The 19,690-nt window shown below is 68.7% G+C and carries 16 protein-coding genes and 1 pseudogene; 9 read left to right on the top strand and 8 right to left on the bottom strand.

Features of this window, described 5'->3' with window-relative positions; translation table 11 throughout:
- Positions 1-245 precede the first annotated feature (245 nt).
- Positions 246-539, top strand: coding sequence for a GIY-YIG nuclease family protein (locus NQ165_RS02270; protein ID WP_257530885.1), 294 nt, complete (start codon positions 246-248; stop codon positions 537-539).
- 104 nt (positions 540-643) lie between these two features.
- Here the strand turns inward: NQ165_RS02270 and NQ165_RS02265 are convergent, their stop codons facing one another.
- Entirely contained in the window at positions 644-1,030 is a 387-nt protein-coding gene (locus NQ165_RS02265) for a hypothetical protein (protein WP_257530882.1), read from the bottom strand.
- A 375-nt stretch (positions 1,031-1,405) separates the two neighbouring features.
- Entirely contained in the window at positions 1,406-3,487 is a 2,082-nt protein-coding gene (locus tag NQ165_RS02260; protein WP_374940921.1) for a type IIA DNA topoisomerase subunit B, read from the bottom strand.
- 196 nt (positions 3,488-3,683) lie between these two features.
- Between NQ165_RS02260 and NQ165_RS02255 the strand changes: the two genes are divergently transcribed.
- Both NQ165_RS02255 and NQ165_RS02250 read left to right on the top strand, forming a co-directional pair.
- Entirely contained in the window at positions 3,684-3,908 is a 225-nt protein-coding gene (locus tag NQ165_RS02255) for a hypothetical protein (protein ID WP_257530880.1), read from the top strand.
- Positions 3,909-3,987: 79 nt separating this feature from the next.
- Entirely contained in the window at positions 3,988-5,013 is a 1,026-nt protein-coding gene (locus NQ165_RS02250; RefSeq protein ID WP_257530878.1) for a sugar-transfer associated ATP-grasp domain-containing protein, read from the top strand.
- A gap of 63 nt (positions 5,014-5,076) precedes the next feature.
- Here the strand turns inward: NQ165_RS02250 and NQ165_RS02245 are convergent, their stop codons facing one another.
- The 3 genes from NQ165_RS02245 to NQ165_RS02235 all read right to left on the bottom strand — a co-directional run bounded on the left by NQ165_RS02245 (position 5,077) and on the right by NQ165_RS02235 (position 8,357).
- Positions 5,077-5,775 carry a coenzyme F420-0:L-glutamate ligase gene (locus tag NQ165_RS02245; protein ID WP_257531720.1) on the bottom strand — a complete coding sequence of 233 codons (699 nt, stop codon included), beginning with the start codon at positions 5,773-5,775 and terminating at the stop codon, positions 5,077-5,079.
- Positions 5,776-5,789: 14 nt separating this feature from the next.
- Positions 5,790-7,202 carry an RNA polymerase sigma factor gene (locus NQ165_RS02240; RefSeq protein ID WP_257530876.1) on the bottom strand — a complete coding sequence of 471 codons (1,413 nt, stop codon included), beginning with the start codon at positions 7,200-7,202 and terminating at the stop codon, positions 5,790-5,792.
- 213 nt (positions 7,203-7,415) lie between these two features.
- On the bottom strand, positions 7,416-8,357 hold the full coding sequence (locus tag NQ165_RS02235; RefSeq protein ID WP_257530874.1) for a proteasome assembly chaperone family protein: 942 nt from the start codon (positions 8,355-8,357) through the stop codon (positions 7,416-7,418).
- An 83-nt stretch (positions 8,358-8,440) separates the two neighbouring features.
- Here NQ165_RS02235 and NQ165_RS02230 point away from each other — a divergent pair, with 83 nt between their 5' ends.
- The 3 genes from NQ165_RS02230 (at position 8,441) to sucB (ending at position 13,072) form a co-directional block, all read left to right on the top strand.
- Entirely contained in the window at positions 8,441-9,916 is a 1,476-nt protein-coding gene (locus NQ165_RS02230; RefSeq protein ID WP_257530871.1) for a leucyl aminopeptidase, read from the top strand.
- On the top strand, positions 9,916-11,286 hold the full coding sequence (gene lpdA, locus NQ165_RS02225; protein WP_257530869.1) for a dihydrolipoyl dehydrogenase: 1,371 nt from the start codon (positions 9,916-9,918) through the stop codon (positions 11,284-11,286). Before NQ165_RS02230 ends, lpdA begins: the two co-directional genes overlap by 1 nt.
- A 64-nt stretch (positions 11,287-11,350) precedes the next feature.
- Positions 11,351-13,072: a 2-oxoglutarate dehydrogenase, E2 component, dihydrolipoamide succinyltransferase gene (gene sucB, locus NQ165_RS02220; RefSeq protein WP_257530867.1), complete on the top strand. Its 1,722-nt coding sequence runs from the start codon at positions 11,351-11,353 to the stop codon at positions 13,070-13,072.
- Between the two features lie 6 nt (positions 13,073-13,078).
- Here the strand turns inward: sucB and NQ165_RS02215 are convergent, their stop codons facing one another.
- A complete protein-coding gene (locus tag NQ165_RS02215) occupies positions 13,079-14,545 on the bottom strand; it encodes a hypothetical protein (RefSeq protein WP_257530865.1) in 1,467 nt (488 codons plus the stop codon).
- Positions 14,546-14,664: 119 nt separating this feature from the next.
- Here NQ165_RS02215 and NQ165_RS02210 point away from each other — a divergent pair, with 119 nt between their 5' ends.
- Positions 14,665-15,375 carry a DUF4191 domain-containing protein gene (locus tag NQ165_RS02210; RefSeq protein ID WP_257530863.1) on the top strand — a complete coding sequence of 237 codons (711 nt, stop codon included), beginning with the start codon at positions 14,665-14,667 and terminating at the stop codon, positions 15,373-15,375.
- Positions 15,376-15,390: 15 nt separating this feature from the next.
- Here the strand turns inward: NQ165_RS02210 and NQ165_RS02205 are convergent, their stop codons facing one another.
- The gene (locus NQ165_RS02205; protein WP_257530861.1) at positions 15,391-15,813 is read right to left on the bottom strand and encodes an RDD family protein; all 423 of its coding nucleotides are present in this window, start codon (positions 15,811-15,813) and stop codon (positions 15,391-15,393) included.
- Positions 15,814-15,942: 129 nt separating this feature from the next.
- Between NQ165_RS02205 and glnA the strand changes: the two genes are divergently transcribed.
- The gene (gene glnA, locus NQ165_RS02200) at positions 15,943-17,367 is read left to right on the top strand and encodes a type I glutamate--ammonia ligase (RefSeq protein ID WP_257530859.1); all 1,425 of its coding nucleotides are present in this window, start codon (positions 15,943-15,945) and stop codon (positions 17,365-17,367) included.
- A gap of 232 nt (positions 17,368-17,599) precedes the next feature.
- Positions 17,600-18,241, top strand: coding sequence for a hypothetical protein (locus NQ165_RS02195; RefSeq protein WP_257530857.1), 642 nt, complete (start codon positions 17,600-17,602; stop codon positions 18,239-18,241).
- Positions 18,242-18,266: 25 nt separating this feature from the next.
- Here the strand turns inward: NQ165_RS02195 and NQ165_RS02190 are convergent.
- Positions 18,267-19,304, bottom strand: a pseudogene (locus NQ165_RS02190) (IS3 family transposase).
- Positions 19,305-19,690: the final 386 nt, after the last annotated feature.

The raw sequence follows: 19,690 nt of genomic DNA, 5'->3' as shown, positions 1-19,690 counted from the left end.
AGCGAGCGCAGCGAGACCAAACGCCCGTGCACTACCCTCCCGCGGCCCGTTGAGCGGGCGCAGCGAGACGAAACGCCCGTGCCCACCCTCCCCTCGGCCCGTTGACCGAGCGCAGCGAGACGAAACGTCGACACGTGCACTACCCCTCCCGCGGTGCGTTGAGCGAGCGCAGCGAGACGAAACGACGCCCCGAACCCTGTGGAATCCGCGTCTCGCAGCCCACCGCAACCGCGTACCGTCACGACATGCCCCACGTGTACATGCTCGAATGCGCGGACGGCACGCTCTACGTCGGAAGCACGATCGACCTCGAGCGCCGCCTCGCGCAGCATGCGGCGGGCGAGGGCGCCGCCTACACGCGGCGCAGGCTTCCGGTCACCCTCCGTTGGCATGCCGAGTTCGCCCGGATCGAAGACGCCTTCCAATGGGAGAAGAGGCTCCAAGGGTGGAGCCATGCGAAGCGCCTCGCCTTCGCGGCGGGCGGACTTGATGCCGTGCGCGGCTGGAGCGCGCGGGAGCGGCGTGAGGGAAAAGGGTGACCGCGTTTCGTCTCGCTGCGCTCGCTCAACGACCGGTGGGTGCGTCCAGCCGCTTCGTCTCGCTGCGCTCGCTCAACGACCGGGGGTGGAGTGGCCGCGACACGTCACCGGTTCAGCCGCCTGCGGCAGTCCTCCAGCGACTGGACGATCGAGTCGGTGACATCTCCGGGTTCTTCCGCCGCCTCAGCTCCCCCGGACAGGCGCGAGATCAGGTTCTCCTTCGCCGCCCGGCGGTCGACGCCCTCAGGGATCACCCAGGCGAGGACATCGAAATCCCGATGCGCGTACTCCGGCACCGTCGCCCGGACGCGTCCGAGCTGCGGATCGTCGCTCTCCAGGTGCAGATGCGCGCGCAACTCGGGATCGAAGCCGGTAGCGCCGACGTAGGCCACCTCTCCCGTGCGGGTATCGACCCAGATGTAGAGCCACGACCCGGTCGGCTGAACGCCTCCCTGGCGGATAGTGAGGATGCGGGCAGGGCTGAGGGGCATGGACACACCCTATTGACGGATGCCGGCTGGGCGCGGCGCGTTTCGGCTCGCTGCGCTCGCTCAACGACCGGAGGTCGGACACGGGCGTTTCGTCTCGCTGCGCTCGCTCAACGACCGGAGGTCGGACACGGGCGTTTCGTCTCGCTGCGCTCGCTCAACGACCGGAGGGCGGACACGGCGCGTTTCGGCTCGCTGCGCTCGCTCAACGACCGGTGGTCGGACACGGCGCGTTTCGTCTCGCTGCGCTCGCTCAACGACCGATGGTCGGACACGGGCGTTTCGTCTCGCTGCGCTCGCTCAACGACCGGTGGGCGGGCATGGGCGTTTCGTCTCGCTGCGCTCGCTCAACGAGCGGAGGGCGGCGGGCAGAACGGGTCAGGCGTCGATGCGCTCGCGGGCGAGTCGGTCGCTGGAGTCGACGATGAACTCGCGGCGCGGGGCGACGTCGCTGCCCATCAGCAGTTGGAAGACGTTGTTCGCCGCGTCGGCGTCCTGCACGCGCACGCGACGCAGCGTGCGTCCGGCCCGGTCCATCGTGGTGGTCGCGAGCTGATCGGCATCCATCTCGCCGAGGCCCTTGTACCGCTGGATCGGCTCCTGCCAGCGCTTGCCAGACTTGGTGAGCTTGGCCAGCAGCGCGTGCAGCTCGGCCTCGCTGTACGTGTAGATGGTCTCGTTCGGCTTCGACCCGGGGTTCATCACGATGACGCGGTGCAGCGGCGGCACGGCGGCGTAGACGCGGCCCTCCTCGATCAGCGGACGCATGTATCGGAAAAACAGGGTGAGCAGCAGCGTACGGATGTGAGCGCCGTCGACGTCGGCGTCGCTCATCAGGATGATCTTGCCGTAGCGCGCCGAGGCGAGGTCGAACGAGCGACCGGAGCCGGCGCCGATCACCTGGATGATCGCCGCGCACTCGGCGTTGGAGAGCATGTCGCTCACTGACGCCTTCTGCACGTTGAGGATCTTGCCGCGGATCGGCAGCAGCGCCTGGTACTCGCTGTTGCGCGCATGCTTGGCCGTGCCGAGGGCCGAATCGCCCTCGACGATGAACAGCTCCGACTGCTCCACGTCGTTCGTGCGGCAGTCGGCGAGCTTGGCCGGGAGCGACGAGGATTCCAGCGCGTTCTTGCGCCGCTGGGTCTCCTTGTGGGTGCGCGCCGAGATGCGCGCCTTCATCTCCGAGACGACCTTGTCGAGCACCAGCGCGGTCTGTGCCTTGTCATCGCGCTTGCTCGACGCGAACCGGGCGGTCAGCTCGCGGGTCACGACGTTCGCGACGATCTGGCGCACCGCGGGCGTGCCCAGGATCTCCTTGGTCTGACCCTCGAACTGCGGTTCGGCGAGCCGCACCGTGAGCACAGTGGTCAGCCCGGCGAGGATGTCGTCCTTCTCCAGCTTGTCGTTGCCGACCTTGAGACGGCGGGAGTTCTGCTCGACCTGCGCGCGCAGCACCTTCATCAGGCCCTGCTCGAAGCCCTGCTGGTGCGTGCCGCCCTTGGGGGTGGCGATGATGTTCACGAACGAGCGCGTCACCGTGTCGTAGCCCGTGCCCCACCGCAGAGCGATGTCCACGACGCACTCCCGCTCGACGTCGGTCGGGATCATCGCGCCGGTCGGCTGCAGCACGGGCACCGTCTCGGTGAACGTGCCGGTGCCGGTCAGACGCCACACGTCGGTGACGGCCGCGTCGGGTGCCAGGAACTCCGCGAACTCGGAGATGCCCCCGTCGAAGCGGTAGCTGGTCTCGACCGGCTCCTCCCCCGCGGGCACGGCGCGCTCGTCACGGATGACGATCTCGAGGCCCGGGACGAGGAATGCCGTCTGACGGGCACGCTGCACGAGCTCGTCCAGGTTGAAGGCGGCATCCTTCGTGAAGATCTGCCGGTCCGCCCAGTACCGGATGCGCGTGCCGGTGACACCCTTCGGCGCCTTGCCGGCCACGCGCAGTTCGCTGGCCTTCTGAAACGGCGAGAAGTCGGCGTCGGGAGTCGGGCCGGAGAACACCCCGGGCTCGCCCCGGTGGAACGACATCGCCCACGTCTTGCCGCCGCGATCCACCTCGACGTCGAGGCGCTCCGACAGCGCGTTGACCACCGAGGCACCGACACCGTGGAGGCCGCCCGAAGCCGCGTACGAGCCGCCGCCGAACTTGCCGCCGGCGTGCAGCTTGGTGAGCACGACCTCGACACCCGACAGCCCCGTGCGCGGCTCGATGTCGACGGGGATGCCACGCGCCCGGTCACGCACCTCGACGCTGCCGTCGGCGTACAGGATGATCTCGATGCGGTCGCCGTGGCCTCCGAGGGCCTCGTCGACGGAGTTGTCGATGATCTCCCAGAGGCAGTGCATGAGGCCACGGGAGTCGGTCGAGCCGATGTACATGCCGGGGCGCTTACGGACGGCCTCGAGGCCCTCCAGCACCTGGAGATGATGGGCGGAGTACTCGGCGGTCACAATCCTCAAGCCTATCCGCCGCCCCTGACAGCGCCCTCGCCGACACACACGCGTCGGATGACGAAGGCGCCCAATGACGACCCGCATCGTACGCGCACAGCGAAATGTGCCCGGATCTCGGCATGATCCCGGCATCCGCGTGGTTGTATGAGATGAGTCTGCAACCAGTAGCGAGACATCCCGAGGAGGCACCGAGATGAGCATCACATCGACCCCGACCGACCAGACCGCCGTCCTCGACTACCGCCTGACCGCGGCGGACCGGTGCGACTCCTGCGGAGCGCAGGCGTACATCGCCGCCGAGGTCAACGGCAGTGAACTGCTGTTCTGCGCCCACCACGGTCGCAAGTACGAAGAGAAGCTGCGCGCTGTGGCGACCAGCTGGCACGACGAGACGGCCCGTCTGGCCGACGCCCTCTGACCATCGGCCGACACGGCCGCCTGCGGTGCCCCGCCTAGACTGGCGGGGCACCGCTTTCTTCGTCCAGGGAGGACAATCCATGGCCTCTGGTGGCCTCGCGCTCCAACACCGTCTCCGCGTTCTGCTGCAGCGCGCCCGCCGCATCGACGTCTCCTCGGTGACCGATCGGGCTCGCTTCACGGCGAAGGTGCACGGACGCAGCTACCCCGTGGTGCTCGCGGACATGCTCTGGTCGGCGGCACGACACCGGGTCGGGTTCAACGACTACCTGGAGTTCGACTTCGCGATCCTCACGAAGGCCGAGCGCGGGACCTGGGTCACCAGCCCCCTCGCTCTGGAACTGTCCAACCGCTACGACGACCCCGCGTACGTGCACCACTTCCACCACAAGGTGGACTTCAACAAGCGGTTCGACCGCTTCCTCGGCCGGGAGTGGCTGGAACTCGTTCCCGGCAACGCCACCGAGCTCCAGGCGTTCGCCGAGCGGCATCCCGTGCTCATCGCCAAGGTGCCCGTGAGCAAGTCGGGTCTGGGGGTCCGCCGCTTCTACGCGTCCGAGGTGACCGATTGGGAGGCATTCCACGCCGAGCGACTCGCCGCCGGCGAGGTGCTGATCGAGGAGAAGATCGAGCAGCACCCCGACATCGCCGCGACCTGCCCCGGCACGGTGAACACCACGCGCGTCACCACGTTCGTCAAGGATGACGGAACGGTCGAGATCATCAACATGGCGCAGAAGTTCGGGCGCGGCGAGGTCAGCGACCAGGGCGGTTTCGGGGGCTTCTACACGGTGCTCGACGAGAACGGCCATGCCCTCGGCAAGGGGTACGACATCCACGGCCACCTCTACGAGACGCATCCCGAGACCGGTTACCGCATCGCCGATTTCCAGCTGCCACTGATGGACGAGGTGCGGGCACTCATCACCGAGGTCGCACTCGTGATCCCCGAGGTGCGGTACGTCGGGTGGGACATCGTCGTCGGACCGGATGCTCCACTGCTCGTGGAGGGCAACTGGGGCGCGGGCGTGTTCGAGAACAAGCCGACCGCCACCGGCATCCGCCACGGTCACCTGCCGCGCTACCGCGCCGCGATGGGCTTTTAACCCGCGACACGAAGAAGGCGGTCGCGAGAGGATTCTCGCGACCGCCTTCTTCGTTCGGCGTGGTCAGGCGTTGCGGACGATCCCCAGCGGGGTGGACTGATGCCCCTGCCCCAGCGGGTTGTCGCGCAGGATCCGCACGAGACGCGCCTCAGCGGCCTTGTCCAGCGTGGACCCGAGGATGTTGCCGCCGATGTCGTTGATGTCGACCACCGCGACGTCGGCCGTGCCGCCGAGCATCTGCTTCAGGTGTGCGGCGACCTCGCGTGGGCGCTCGGGACCCAGCACGACCGCCTTGTTGTACGGCGGGATCGTGCCGCTCGTCGGTCCGTCGATCGCGCGGGCCTTGTCGCCGGCGATGCGGTAGAAGTCGCCCTTGCGGCCGAACGCCTTGGTCACCGCGGCGACAGCCGCGGCGAACAGGATGCGCGGCGTGCCGCACTCGCGCAGCGCCATCTCCATCGTCTCGGGCATGCCCAGACCGATGCCGTACGAGGTCTTGGTGACGTACTTCGACAGGAACGTCGCGAGCTTGCGCGGCTTCACCGAATCGATGGGATACGACCGGCCCTGCGTGATCGCGACGATCTTCTCCGTGACGAACAGCAGATCGCCTGGGCGCACCACGTCGGCGGCGTACTCCCGCACGAACGTGTCGAGGTCGTCTCCGGGCATCACGACGCGCGTGCGGATCGGGATGCGTTCGAAGGTGCGGCCTTCCACCGTGACGGTGAGGGCCTTGCCGTCGTTGGGCACAGCCGACATCGGAACGTCGCCCATCACTCGAGGTAGTCCCGCAGCGACTGCGAACGCGACGGATGCCGCAGCTTCGCCATCGTCTTCGACTCGATCTGACGGATGCGCTCACGCGTGACGCCGAAGGTGTCACCGATCTGGTCGAGCGTCTTCGGCTGGCCGTCGCCGAGTCCGAAGCGCATGCGGATGACGCCCGCCTCGCGCTCCGACAGCGAGTCCAGCAGCGACTCCAGCTGACGCTGCAGCATGGTGAAGCCGACCGCGTCTGCGGGCACGACCGCCTCGGTGTCCTCGATGAGGTCACCGAACTCGCTGTCGCCGTCCTCACCGAGAGGCGTGTGGAGCGAGATGGGCTCACGACCGTACTTCTGCACCTCGACGACCTTCTCGGGCGTCATGTCCAGTTCGCGGCTGAGCTCCTCGGGCGTGGGCTCACGGCCCAGGTCCTGCAGCATCTGCCGCTGCACGCGGGCGAGCTTGTTGATGACCTCGACCATGTGCACCGGGATGCGGATGGTGCGGGCCTGGTCGGCCATGGCGCGGGTGATCGCCTGACGGATCCACCAGGTGGCGTACGTGGAGAACTTGAAGCCCTTGGTGTAGTCGAACTTCTCGACCGCACGGATCAGACCCAGGTTGCCCTCCTGGATGAGGTCCAGGAACTGCATGCCGCGACCGGTGTAACGCTTGGCCAGCGAGACGACCAGGCGCAGGTTCGCGCCGAGCAGGTGGCTCTTGGCACGCTGGCCGTCGCGGGCGACCCACTGCAGGTCCAGGCCCAGCTGCGACGACTTCTCGGATGCCGACATGTGCGACAGCTTCTCTTCGGCGAACAGTCCCGCCTCGATGCGCATCGCCAGCTCGACCTCTTCGGCCGCGTTCAGCAGCGGCACCTTGCCGATCTGCTTCAGGTAGTCCTTGACGGGATCGGCCGTGGCGCCGGTAATCTGCGTCGAGTAGACGGGGACGTCGTCCTCATCGCTCGAGGAGATGACGATCGCGCCGGTCGGAAGAGGCTCGGTGAACGCCGGCTTCTTCTTCTCGTCGTCATCGTCGTCGTCGTCATCGCTCGCCGTGTCGTCGCCGACCTTGGCCTTGGTGCGCGAGGGCGTGGCCGCGGCGTCGTCGTCCGATGCATCGGCATCCAGTTCGACGTCGACCTCGACCTCGTCGAGCTCTTCCTCGTCGACCTCGTCGCCCGCGCTCTTCGCCTTCGAGGCGGTGGCCTTCTTGGCGGGCGCCTTCGCGGCGGTCTTCTTGGCGGGTGCCTTCGCCGCGGGCGCCTTCTTGGCCGCAGGCGCCTTCTTGGCCGCGGGGGCCTTCTTCGCAGGCGTGTCGGCGGCCGCGGACGTCGTCGTCTGGTCGGTCTCAGCCTCGGCGTTCGCGGACGCCGCGGTTGCGCCGGTGCGCGTTGTGGTCTTCGTGCCTGACGTCACGTTTCGCCTTTCACCGAGGAATGAACATCGGTTGGTTCTCGGACACTAGTAAGACCCTTGTCAAGTCCGCCGGGTCTCCGCGGAGGGAGCCACGATCGGTCGACAACGGGTCAGGTCCTTCATTGTCTCATACGTTCCTGACGCACCCCGACGGCGCGCACAAGAGTCGAACGCCGCCGCGCCGCCGCGCATTCCCGCTCGGACCGGACCCGGTCAGGAGCCGAAGCCGCCGCCGGCGCTCTTGTCGTCGCCGTCGCTGCGCGGCCGCGTGGCGAGGAAGCGCTCGAGTTCGGCGGCGAGCTCGTCCGCGCTGGGAAGGTCGCCGGTGTGGATGATCGGCTGCGCGAGCGTGGAGCCGGCCATGTAGGAGTCGTACCGCTCTTCCAGCCCGTGCAGCATGCGGCTGAGCTCTTCGCTCGCCGAGACCTGCTCGGTGACCTTCTCGACGAACTCCCGGTTCTCCTCCCGCAGCTCGTCGCCGTCGAACACGAGCCCGGTCGCGACGGTGAGGCTGTCGAGGGCGGTCAGCGCAGCGGCGGGGTACTCGGTGTCGGCGAGGTAATGCGGCACCAGCAGAACGAAGCCCGCCACCTGACTGCCGGACTCGGCGAAGCGGTACTCGAGGAGATGGCCGATCGTCGCCGGCACCTGGGTGTGCGGCTTCCATACCGAGTGCGCTTCGGTCAGCTCGCTCCGGGTGCCGCTGACGGTGGTACCCAACGGGCGGGTGTGCGGCACGGGCATCGGGATGGCGTGCACCCAGGTGACGGTGGACACCTCCAGCCCTTCGGCCAGACCCAGCACGGTCTCGGTGAACGCCTCCCAGCCGAAGTCGGGCTCGTATCCGGCCAGCAGCACGAACGGCTGCCCGACGGCGTCGTGGGCAAGCGAGAGCTCCAGCCGCGGCGCGCGGTAGTCGGTGAGGTGATCGCCCTGGAAGGACACGATCGGGCGGCGCGCGCGGTAGTCCAGCAGAGCGTCGTTGGAGAACGAGATGACCGGTGCCGGGTCGAGGTCGGCGCGCATGTGCTCGATCACGCCGGCGACGGCGCCGCCGGCATCGGTGAAGCCGGTGAGCGCGATGACCATCGGCAGCCCCGCGGGCACCGGCGGCGCCGAAGCGACACGCTCATAGAGAGGTCCGGGATAGGGCATGCATCAACTTTACGAGGCGTGCGACCGGGCCCGGCCGCCGCGCCTCCCGCTGACAGCGAACACGACGAACCTAGGATGGGAGGATGCCGTTCCCCGAGCTCGCGCACAGTACCCGCCCCTTGACAGAGGCCGAGGCCGACGCCCTCGTCCTCGCCCTTCCCCCGCTGGACGCCGCCGGCGACGCCCTGCAGACGTGGCCCGGCCTTGCCGACGCCCTCACCGCGTTCGGCTTCACCGGCGCCCCCGGCGCACAGCAGCGCCTCTTCCTTCCACAGATCGCTGCGGTGCCGCTCATCGTGGTCGGCACGGGGAAAGAGCCGGATGCCGCAGCCATCCGCGACGCCGTCGGTGCCGCCGTGCGCACCGCCACCGGCTTCGACACCCTCGCCGTGGCGGCTCCGCTCGCAACCGGTGACCCGTGGCGTGCCGCCGCAGAAGGCGCGGTGCTCGGCGGGTACCGTTTCGCCGGCTACAAGAGCGACGAACCCGCATCGCAACGCGCGAAGCGCGTGGTGCTGCACACCCCCACCGCGCCCGCCGAGGCCGACGTCGCCGCCGTCGCCGCGCTGGGCGAGGCGGTCGCGCTGGTGAAGGACCTCGTCAACATCCCCGCCGAGTGGCTCTCCCCCGCCGACTTCGCCGACCGCTCCATCGATGCCGTCGCCGACCTCCCCGTCACCGTGACCGTGCTCGATGAAGAGCAGCTCCGGGAGCAGGGCTTCGGCGGCATCCTGGGCGTCGGACAGGGCTCGGACCGCCCTCCGCGGTTCGTGCAGGTCGACTACGCCCCCGCGAACGCCGAGCGCCACATCGCCGTCGTCGGCAAGGGCATCACGTTCGACACCGGCGGACTGTCACTGAAGCCCGCCGCGAGCATGGTGGGCATGAAGTACGACATGTGCGGCGCGGCCGTAGCTCTCGCGGTCGTGCGCGCGGCTGCGGCCATGCAGCTGCCGGTGCGTGTCTCGGGCTGGCTGTGCCTGTCGGACAACATGCCCTCCGGCCGGGCGACGCGCCCCGGCGACGTCCTGCGGATGCTGGACGGCACCACCGTGGAGGTGCTCAACACCGACGCGGAGGGCCGGCTGGTTCTCGCCGACGGACTCGTCGCGGCCAGCCGCGCGAAGCCGGACGTCCTCGTCGACATCGCCACCCTCACGGGGGCGATCACCGTGGCCCTCGGCACGCGCCACACCGGTGTCATGGGTGAGGATGCCGCCGTGCAGGCCTTCCTCTCCGCCGCGGAGCGCGCCGGAGAGGCCGCGTGGCCGCTGCCGCTGCCGCCGCACATGCGGGAGGAACTCGACTCCCCCATCGCCGACCTGCAGAACGCCAAGATCGGCGACCCCGCCGGCGGTTCGCTGTTCGCCGGACTGTTCCTGCAGCACTTCGTCGGACGGGTCTCGGATGAGCCTGAGGCGGAGCGCATCCCGTGGGTGCACCTGGACATCGCCGGTGCGGGCTGGAACAAGGGCTCCGGGTTCGGTGCGACCGACAAGGGCCCCACCGGCACGATGGTGCGCAGCCTCCTGGAGTTCATCGCGGCGGGAGGCCGCTGATGGCCGAGCACGCGGCCGACATCGTCATCCTCGGCGGCGGCAGCGGCGGCTACGCCGCGGCGCTGCGCGCGGCAGAGCTCGGCAAGAGTGTCGTGCTCATCGAGAAGGACAAGCTGGGCGGCACGTGCCTGCATCGCGGATGCATCCCGACCAAGGCGCTGCTGCACGCCGGCGAGGTCGCCGACAGTGCGCGGCACGCCGGCGATGTCGGCGTGCGGGCGACGTTCGGCGGTGTGGATATCGATGCCGTGCGCGCCTACCGCAAGGCGATCGTGGCGAAGAAGCACTCCGGGCTGCAGGGACTCATCTCCGCACGCGGCATCACGGTCGTCCCCGGTGCCGGGCGGCTGACGGCGGATCGTGCGGTGCAGGTCGGCGAGGATCTCTACCGGGGCGCCGACGTGGTGCTCGCGACGGGGTCGTACAGCCGCACCCTGCCCGGCCTGGACATCGGCGGCCGCATCCTCACCAGCGAGCAGGCACTCGAACTCGCCGAGGTTCCCGAGCGCGTGATCGTGCTCGGCGGCGGCGTCATCGGAGTGGAATTCGCCAGCGTCTGGCGCTCGTTCGGCTCCGAGGTGACGGTGGTCGAGGCGCTCGACCACCTGGTCCCCACCGAGGATGTCGCTCTCAGCAAGGCGCTCGAGCGCGCCTTCCGCAAGCGTGGCATCACCTCCCGGCTGGGGGTGCGGTTCGCCGGCGCTTCACAGACCGACGATGCGATCACCGTCCGTCTCGAAGACGGCACGGAGCTGGTCGCCGACTACCTGCTGGTGGCCGTGGGCCGCGGTCCCGCCACCGACGGCCTCGGCTTCGAGGAGGCCGGCGTGGGCCTGGATCGCGGATTCGTCGTCGTCGACGACGACCTGCGCACGACCGCGCCGGGCGTGTGGGCCGTGGGCGACATCGTCCCGGGCCTGCAACTGGCCCATCGCGGCTTCCAGCAGGGCATCGCCGTCGCCGAGCGGATCGCCGGTCGCACCGTGCCGAGCATCCCCGACTCGCTGATCCCCCGGGTCACCTACAGCAGCCCTGAGGTGGCATCCGTCGGACTCACCGAGGCGGCGGCGCGGGCGGCGCACGGCGACGCCGTCGTGGCCTACGAATACAACCTCGCAGGCAACGCCCGCAGCGAGATCATCGGCACGGCCGGCGTCGTGAAGGTCGTGCGGCTCGCCGACGGGCCGGTGCTGGGCGTGCACCTCGCAGGAGAACGCGTCGGCGAACTCATCACCGAGGGGCAACTCGCGGTGGGCTGGGAGGCCCATCCCGAGGACATCGCGCCTTTCATCCACGCGCATCCCACGCAGAGCGAAGCGCTCGGCGAAGCCTTCCTGGCTTTGTCGGGCAAGCCGCTGCACGCACGCTGACACCCCGTCGCGTGCCCGGACAACTAAGCTGGTTCAGAATCGCCATCAGAAGGAGACAAAGCTCATGAGCACTTCCGTGGTCCTCCCCGCGCTCGGCGAGAGCGTCACCGAGGGAACGGTCACCCGCTGGCTCAAGCAGGTCGGGGACACGGTCGAGGCAGACGAAGGTCTGCTGGAGATCTCCACCGACAAGGTCGACACCGAGATCCCGTCGCCCATCAGCGGTGTGATCGAAGAGATCCTCGTCCAGGAGGACGAGACGGTCGAGGTCGGCGCCGTGCTGGCGAAGATCGGCGACGGCTCCGGAGCCGCCGCCCCCGCTGACGAAGCCCCCGCCGCGGAGACCCCCGCACCGGCCGAGCAGCCTGCCGCTGAGCAGCCCGCCGCCGAGGCCCCTGCAGAATCGGCTCCGGCCGAGCAGCCCGCACAGCCCGCCGCCTCCGACTCGGGAGACGCCAAGGACGTGGTCCTGCCGGAACTGGGCGAAAGCGTCACCGAGGGTACCGTGACCCGCTGGCTCAAGCAGATCGGCGACGACGTCGCGGTCGATGAGCCGCTCCTCGAGATCTCGACCGACAAGGTCGACACCGAGATCCCCGCGCCGTTCGCCGGCAAGCTCGTCGAGATCCTCGTGCAGGAGGACGAGACCGTCGAGGTCGGCGCTGCGCTTGCCCGCATCGGCTCCGGCGCGCCCGCCCCCGCAGCAGAGGCTCCGGCTCCGGCCGCCGAGTCCGCGCCCGCCGAGGCTCCGGCCCCCGCCGAGGAGAAGAGCGCCCCGGCGCAGTCCGCTCCCGCCGCCGCACCGGCGCCCGCCGAGGCTCCCGCGCCGCAGAAGCAGGAGGCGGCACCCGCCGCGGCCCCGCTCTCCGTCGCCGCGGACGACGACACGCTGACCTACGTCACCCCGCTCGTGCGCCGCCTGGCTCAGCAGCAGGGTGTCGACCTCACCAAGGTCAAGGGCACCGGCGTCGGCGGACGCATCCGCAAGGAGGACGTGCTCGCTGCCGCCAAGGCGCCGGCACCCGCCGAGGCGGCTCCGGCTGCCGCTGCCCCCGCCGTCGAGGTCTCCGAGCTGCGCGGCACCACCCAGCCGATGTCGCGTCTGCGCAAGGTCCTCGCCGAGCGCGCGGTCGCCTCGATGCAGCAGACGGCGCAGCTGACCACGGTGGTCGAGGTCGACGTGACCAAGCTCTCGGCTTTCCGCGACCAGGTGAAGGGCACGTTCCTGGAGAAGACGGGCGACAAGCTGTCGTTCCTTCCCTTCTTCGCACTGGCCGCCGCTGAGGCGCTCAAGACGTACCCCGTCATCAACTCGACCGTGGACGGCGACAAGATCGTCTACCCGGCGACCGAGAACCTCTCGATCGCGGTCGACACCGAGCGCGGGCTGCTGACCCCGGTGCTGCGCGACGCGGGCGACAAGAACCTCGCAGAGATCGCACACGAGATCGCCGACCTGGCTGCCCGGACGCGCAACAACAAGCTGAAGCCCGACGAGCTCGCCGGCGGCACCTTCACGCTGACCAACACCGGCTCGCGCGGCGCGCTCTTCGACACGCCTGTGGTGTTCCTGCCGCAGACGGCCATCCTCGGCACCGGAACCGTCGTCAAGCGGCCCGGCATCGTTCAGGTCGACGGGAAGGATGCCATCTCGGTGCGCTCCTACGTCTACCTCGCCCTGTCGTATGACCACCGTGTCATCGACGGTGCCGACGCAGCGCGCTTCCTGAGCGCGATGAAGGCGCGCCTCGAGGCGGCAAACTTCGAGGGATCGCTCGGCATCTGAACCCGTTCATGGCTGATCCGCGACGTCGTAGGCGTCGCGGATCAGCCATTTCCGCTCCACCTCGACGATGACGAGCAGGCGATCCGGCTGCGCCCCCGGCACCGAGGGTGAGACCCGCAGCACCGCGACGCCACCATAGTCGTCCACCAGCGTGATCCGACGCTCCTCGGGACGCTCCGCCAGGATCCCGTCGACCACCGGCCGCCCCGGCGTCTCGCGCAGCCGGTTCAGGCAGGCTTCGTCACCGCAGTGCGACACTGCGTCGAGCAGCGTCCGCCCCCGCTGCTCGGGGTCTTCTGCCGCCCGCGCATCCTCAGCACCGGCGGCATCCACGCTCCCGCTGGCAGCCTGCGCCGCGGCATCCGCATCCGGCTGCGCGCCGGGTGACTCGAGCGCCGGCGGCGGTCCGGTGGCGGTGCCCGGTGACCCCGGGGTGGGGGACGGCGACGGCCGTGCGTCGATCGCCTGCCCGGTGGGCGCAGCGGGCGGCGCGGATTGCTCCGGCCACATCATGCCCGCGGTCAGCACAGCCGCCGCGACGGCGACCCCGATGAGCGCAGGGCGTCGTCGAGGCCGTGCGGCGGCGCGCGCCGACGCAGGCGGCTCCGCACCCACCCCCGCCGCCGCCGCGGAACCCGCCCCCGGCGCATCCCGTCTCCGGCGCTGCCGGGGGCGCCGAACCCGGGGCTCGCTGCGGCGCCGCGTCCACCACACCCGCACGTCGTCGCGCGCGCGCAGCACGCGGTCGGCGACATCGGCGTCGACGTGGCGCGCGACGGCGGCCCGCAGCGCCGATCGCGACGGTGCCGCCGCGTGGTCGACCGCCGCAGCCACCGAGCGGGCTGCCGCCGGGGCGGGCACGCTCGTGATGAGCGCGGCCGGCTCCGCGGCGGCGAACAGCAGATCCTCCGCCTGCATGATCGCGGACGCGTTGCCACCGATGGCGTCGTGCGCAGCAAGCAGCGCCGTGCTCAGCACCGGGTCGGCCGAGGACGCCGCCAACTCACTCAGGAGGTTGCGCGTCTCGGTCGCCGCGTTCTCATCGCCGGTCAGCGCGAGAACCGGTCGCCCGTCCTCGGCGATCCACCATTTCCCGGGCGCTTCGGCGCCCGCCTCCTCCGTGCCACGCAGCAGACTGACCGCCACCGTCACCGCCTCCCCCGCCGTCAACGGCGCCCGCACGCGGTCGCGCTGGTGCAGCAGCACGTCGAGTCGTCCGCGGCACAGATCGAACACCGCCTCGTGGCCCGTCGCCGTGCGCACGACATCGGTGGGCGCCAACAGGTGCCCTCCCGTCGGGGCGCGCCACACCTCGCTGCCGGCGAGCAGCGCGGCATCCACATGCAGCGTGCTGCGGCCGTCATCCTCCCGCACGATCACCCCGGGCCAGGGCGCACCGTCTGCGGCGACCCGCACGACGGTGCCGCCACCGAGGAGAGAGCCGGCGGAGCGCAGGCGATCAGGGGGATTCATGCCCCCGATTGTGCGCACGGGTGAGGACACGGATGCGTGGTGAATGCGGCATCCGGGGATAACCAGCGCTTCCCGTCGGCGGTGCAGGAGACGAGGCGCCGAAAGGTAGGCTGGTGGGCATGGCCGCACGCACTCCCGCACCAGAGAAGCGCCCTGGTCTGATCTCTCAGATCAAGTCGCTGTTCGTCTTCACCAAGAACGTCTACCCGTGGCTCGGGTGGCTCCTCATCGGCATCATCGTGCTGGGCATCGCCCTGGGCGTGCTCGTCGGGTTCCTCATCCCGCCCACGGCGGTGTGGAGCATCATCCTCTGGGGCGTCAGCGGTCTCATGGCCGGCGTCCTCGCCGCGATGATCACGATGACACGCCTGTCGACACGTGCGATGTACCAGAAGATCGACGGCATGCCCGGCGCGGCCGGACACATCCTCTCCACGGGGCTGGGACGCAAGTGGCAGGCGAACGAGATGCCCGTGGGCGTGAACCCGAAGTCGCAGGATGCCGTGTATCGCGTCATCGGTCGCGGCGGCGTCGTCATCGTTGCCGAGGGTGCGCGCGGCCGTCTGACGCGCCTCGTCGCCGACGAGCGCGCCAAGGTGCAGCGTGTCGCGTCCGGCGTGCCGGTGACCGTGCTCTACATCGGTCACGGCGAGGGCGATGTGCCGATCTCGAAGCTGGCATCCACCATCAAGGCACTTCCGAACAAGATCGACCGCTCGACGATGGCGGCCGTCATCAAGCGCGTCGACTCGGTGTCGAAGTCCGTGACCTCGCTGCCGATCCCGAAGGGCATCGACCCCACGAAGGTCCGCGCTCCGCGTCCCCGCTGACGCCGCTGCCCGGCCTCAGGCGCGGACGAGCACCGTGCCGGCTGCCTTGTCGTGCAGGCCGCGGCCGTCGGCATCCCAGATCGCTGCCGGGATCACCAGCACCAGCAGCAGCGTGCGCAGCACGGGACGCCACAGCCCCGGCCAGCCGCCGGTGGCGAGGTTGACCCGCATGCCGAGCAGTCGGTGACCCGGGCTCCCGCCCAGGGTCGGAATGAACACGATCTGCAGGCCGGCGAAGAGCGCCAGGATCAGCAGCGGCGGAGCCGAGTAGTCGCCGACCGTCGCGAGGGTGATCGCGATGGCGACGATGTAGGCGCTGGTGTAGTCGATGAACAGCGCGCCGACACGCCGACCGAGCGGGGCGAGACTGCCGGCACCTGTCGCCGGGAGACCCAGTCGCTCGCCGGGATACGTGTCGTCGAGGGGGGTTTCTGGCACGTCTCCAGCCTATCCGGCCTCGCGTAACATGGCTGAAACATGGGGGATACTGCCGAGCAACTCCCCCCGACTACGGTCGGAAGTGCCCGCCCGCCGGGTCCCGACACCAGCCCCACCTTTGGAGAACGCATGTTCCGTGATTCATCAGAGGTGCTGAAGTTCATCCAGGACGAGGACGTCAAGTTCCTCGACATCCGTTTCACGGATCTCCCGGGTGTCCAGCAGCACTTCAACATTCCCGCCTCCACGGTCGACGAGGAGTTCTTCACCGTCGGCCAGTTGTTCGACGGGTCCTCGATCCGCGGATTCGCGAACATCCACGAATCGGACATGCAGCTGATCCCGGATGTCTCGACGGCGTACCTCGACCCCTTCCGCGAGGCGAAGACGCTGGTGATGATCTTCGACATCTACAACCCGCGCAACGGCGAGATCTACGCCAAGGACCCGCGTCAGGTCGCCAAGAAGGCGGAGAAGTACCTCGCGTCCACCGGCATCGCCGACACCGCGTACTTCGCCCCCGAGGCGGAGTTCTACATCTTCGACGACGTGCGCTACGAGGTGAAGCAGAACTCGAGCTTCTACCACGTCGACTCTGAAGAAGGCGCCTGGAACACCGGCCGCGTGGAAGAAGGCGGAAACCTCGCCAACAAGACCCCCTTCAAGGGCGGCTACTTCCCCGTCAGCCCGGTCGACAAGCAGGCCGACCTGCGCGATGACATCAGCCTGCGTCTCATCGACGCCGGCCTGCACCTGGAGCGCGCCCACCACGAGGTGGGCACCGGCGGACAGGCGGAGATCAACTACCGCTTCGACACCATGGTGCACGCGGCAGACGACATCCTGAAGTTCAAGTACATCGTCAAGAACACCGCGCTCGAGTGGGGCAAGGTCGCGACCTTCATGCCCAAGCCCCTCTTCGGTGACAACGGTTCGGGCATGCACACCCACCAGTCGCTGTGGCGCGACGGCAAGCCGCTGTTCTACGACGAGAAGGGCTACGCCCAGCTCTCGGACACCGCACGCTGGTACATCGGCGGCATCCTGGCCCACGCGCCGGCGCTGCTGGCGTTCACCAACCCGACGTTGAACTCCTACAAGCGCCTGGTGAAGGGCTATGAGGCTCCGGTCAACCTGGTGTACTCGGCCGGCAACCGCTCCGCAGCCATCCGCATCCCGATCACGGGTTCGAACCCGAAGGCCAAGCGCGTGGAGTTCCGTGCGCCCGACGCCTCCGGCAACCCGTACCTCGCGTTCGCCGCTCAGCTCATGGCGGGCATCGACGGCATCCAGAACCGCATCGAGCCGCACGAGCCGGTCGACAAGGACCTGTACGAGCTTCCCCCCGAGGAGGCCAAGAACATCCCGCAGGTTCCGAACTCGCTGCTGGACTCGCTCGAGGCGCTGCGCGCCGACCACGACTTCCTCACGCGCGGCAACGTCTTCACGCCCGAGCTGATCGAGACGTGGATCGAGTACAAGATCGAGAACGAGATCAAGCCGATCGCGGCGCGTCCGCACCCGTTCGAGTACGAGCTGTACTTCGGCGTCTGATTCCGAGGGGTCTTAGGGACCGCACTCCCGGTTCCGAGGCCAGCAATTTACTGAGCCCCAGACAGCAGATGCTGTCTGGGGCTCAGTCTATCTCTGGACGTTTACGGACGGCTACGGGGAGTAAACGGACAGGTTCTCGGACAGTGCGGATGACCGCTTCCGCGCACGCGCAGCGACGGCAAGAGGCACAGGCGAGACGCGGCGGGCCCGCAGCGTGTGGTTCGCTGGTCGGATGGCCGCCGTGATCGCCCCATCTGACGACGACGAACCCTTCGACGAGGGCGAAGAAGAGGCGTCCGCCCACGAGGGCGACGTGCCGGCCGACGACACTTCGGGAGAGACCCCGCAGCACACGCGCATCCGTTTCACGATTCGTGGCGACGACGGCGAGCCGCTGGACCCGAAGGATCTGACCGCGTTCAAGGGGGCACTCCCCTCGGGTTCGCTGGGACGAATCTTCGACGACGACTTCATGCGGTCTGTGACCAGCCCGTTCATGCAGCAGACCGAGACGCTGAAGCTCAGCGACTCCCTGATATGGCTCCTCGGCCAGACGTCCGACCCCGGTGCCTTCGGGTCCGACGGGCTGAAGGTCACAGGCCTTACTAGCAACGCCTTCTTCTTTCCCGAAATGAATGCTTCGACATCGCAGTTGATCTCCTCGGCGATCGACCCTTCCGCGTGGGTGAAGGACTACGAGGGGCTCGCCGGCGCCGCATGGATGGAGAACATTCCGCCACTCATCGACACCGGCTGGATGAAAGACCTGCCCGGACTCACCGGTGTCGGGTCGATCACTGGCAACCTGTTCACGGACGCGCAGATGCGGGCGATACTCCCGGCGATCGTCATGCCAAATCTCGGCTTGGCGTGAGGAACGAACTGGTGACAGGTGCGGTTTAGGCCGCGAGTGTGAGCGGCTCGGTTAGCTTGGCCTCGAACTCGATGGGCGTCAACCCGCCGAGGGTGTCTTGAGCTCGTTGGCGGTGGTACTTCCGCTCGATCCAGACGACGATCGCGAGCCGCAGTTCCTGCCGAGTCGCCCACCTCTGCTGGTTGAGGACGTTCGTTTGAAGAAGCGACCAGAAGCTCTCCATCGCGGCGTTGTCTCCGGCGGCGCCGACGCGGCCCATCGATCCGACCATGTCGTGACGGCGCAGCTCGCGGGCCATCGCTCTGCTGCGAAATTGACTGCCTCTATCGGCATGCAGAATGCACCCGGCGACGTCACCTCGTCGCGCGACGGCGTTGCGGAGCGCGTCGACGGCGAGTTTCGAGGTCATCCGGTCGGAGATCGAGTACCCGACGATCCGGTCGAATGCACGTCCTTGATCGCGCAGCAATACAACTTGCCCTCGGCCGTGCGGTGCTCCGTGATGTCGGTCAGCCACACCCGGTTCGGCGTCTCAGCACGGAACGCCGGGCCTCGTCGGCCAGGTATCGGTACCCGGACGTGGGGTCGTCGTGGTGCGCGTCATGCAACGCGTTGATCCGGTGCGCCCGGAGCACGTCAGCGTCCCGCACAGGGTCGTTACGCCACCTGTAATAGGGCTGGCGGGCGAGCTTGAGGACCCGACACGACACCGTCACGGGGATCCCCGCGTCGGCGAGCTCGGCAACGAGCGGGTATGTCATTTTGGAGAGCCACCGAGTTTCAGGTTCGCCTGCGACAGATACGCCGCAGCCCGCCTGAGAACCTCGTTCTCCTGCTCGAGCAACCGGATACGTTTCTTCAGCTCGCGCGCTTCCGCAGCATCGGCCGCAGTCTGACCGGGACGATTGCCGTCCTCGACATCGGCCTGGCGGAGCCAGTTCTGCAACGTTGCTTCGCTGATACCGAAGTCGGTGGCGATCTGCTTGATGGTGACGCCACTCTCGCGAGGCCTCTCGACCGCGACAACGTCCTCACCGAACTCCTTGGGGTACGGACCGGGCATGATGACATCCTTCCCGCCAGCGCTCCCAGCACTAACGATCAGTTGTCACCGATTCGTTCCTCACGCCCATCCTCTTCACCCCCGGCGCCTGTATGCGCTGGATGCAGCGCGAGCCGAGGAATATCGCTTTCCGATTCCGGGAAGCGACGACCTCCCTATTCGAGCTAACGCGGCCCTCCGCGGCGACGGATTACCGTCGCGGTTGCGAGTACGCTCACACCACCAAAACCTACGAGCATCATCAGCCCTGCAACCCAGGCGCTCGCGCTGGAAAGCATAAGGACCAATCCTCCAACCGCGGCGATTGCGGCGATCACAGCGAGCGCTTTCATCATTCCTCCGTCAGTAGCATGAGTCGTACACGCCCCAAGCGGACCCTACATATC

It is taken from the genome of Microbacterium sp. zg.Y1084 (assembly GCF_024623595.1).
In the GTDB taxonomy this organism is placed as follows: domain Bacteria; phylum Actinomycetota; class Actinomycetes; order Actinomycetales; family Microbacteriaceae; genus Microbacterium; species Microbacterium wangruii.
The sequence above is the reverse complement of the archived record's forward strand: the minus strand, read 5'-3'. Positions and strand labels throughout refer to the sequence as shown.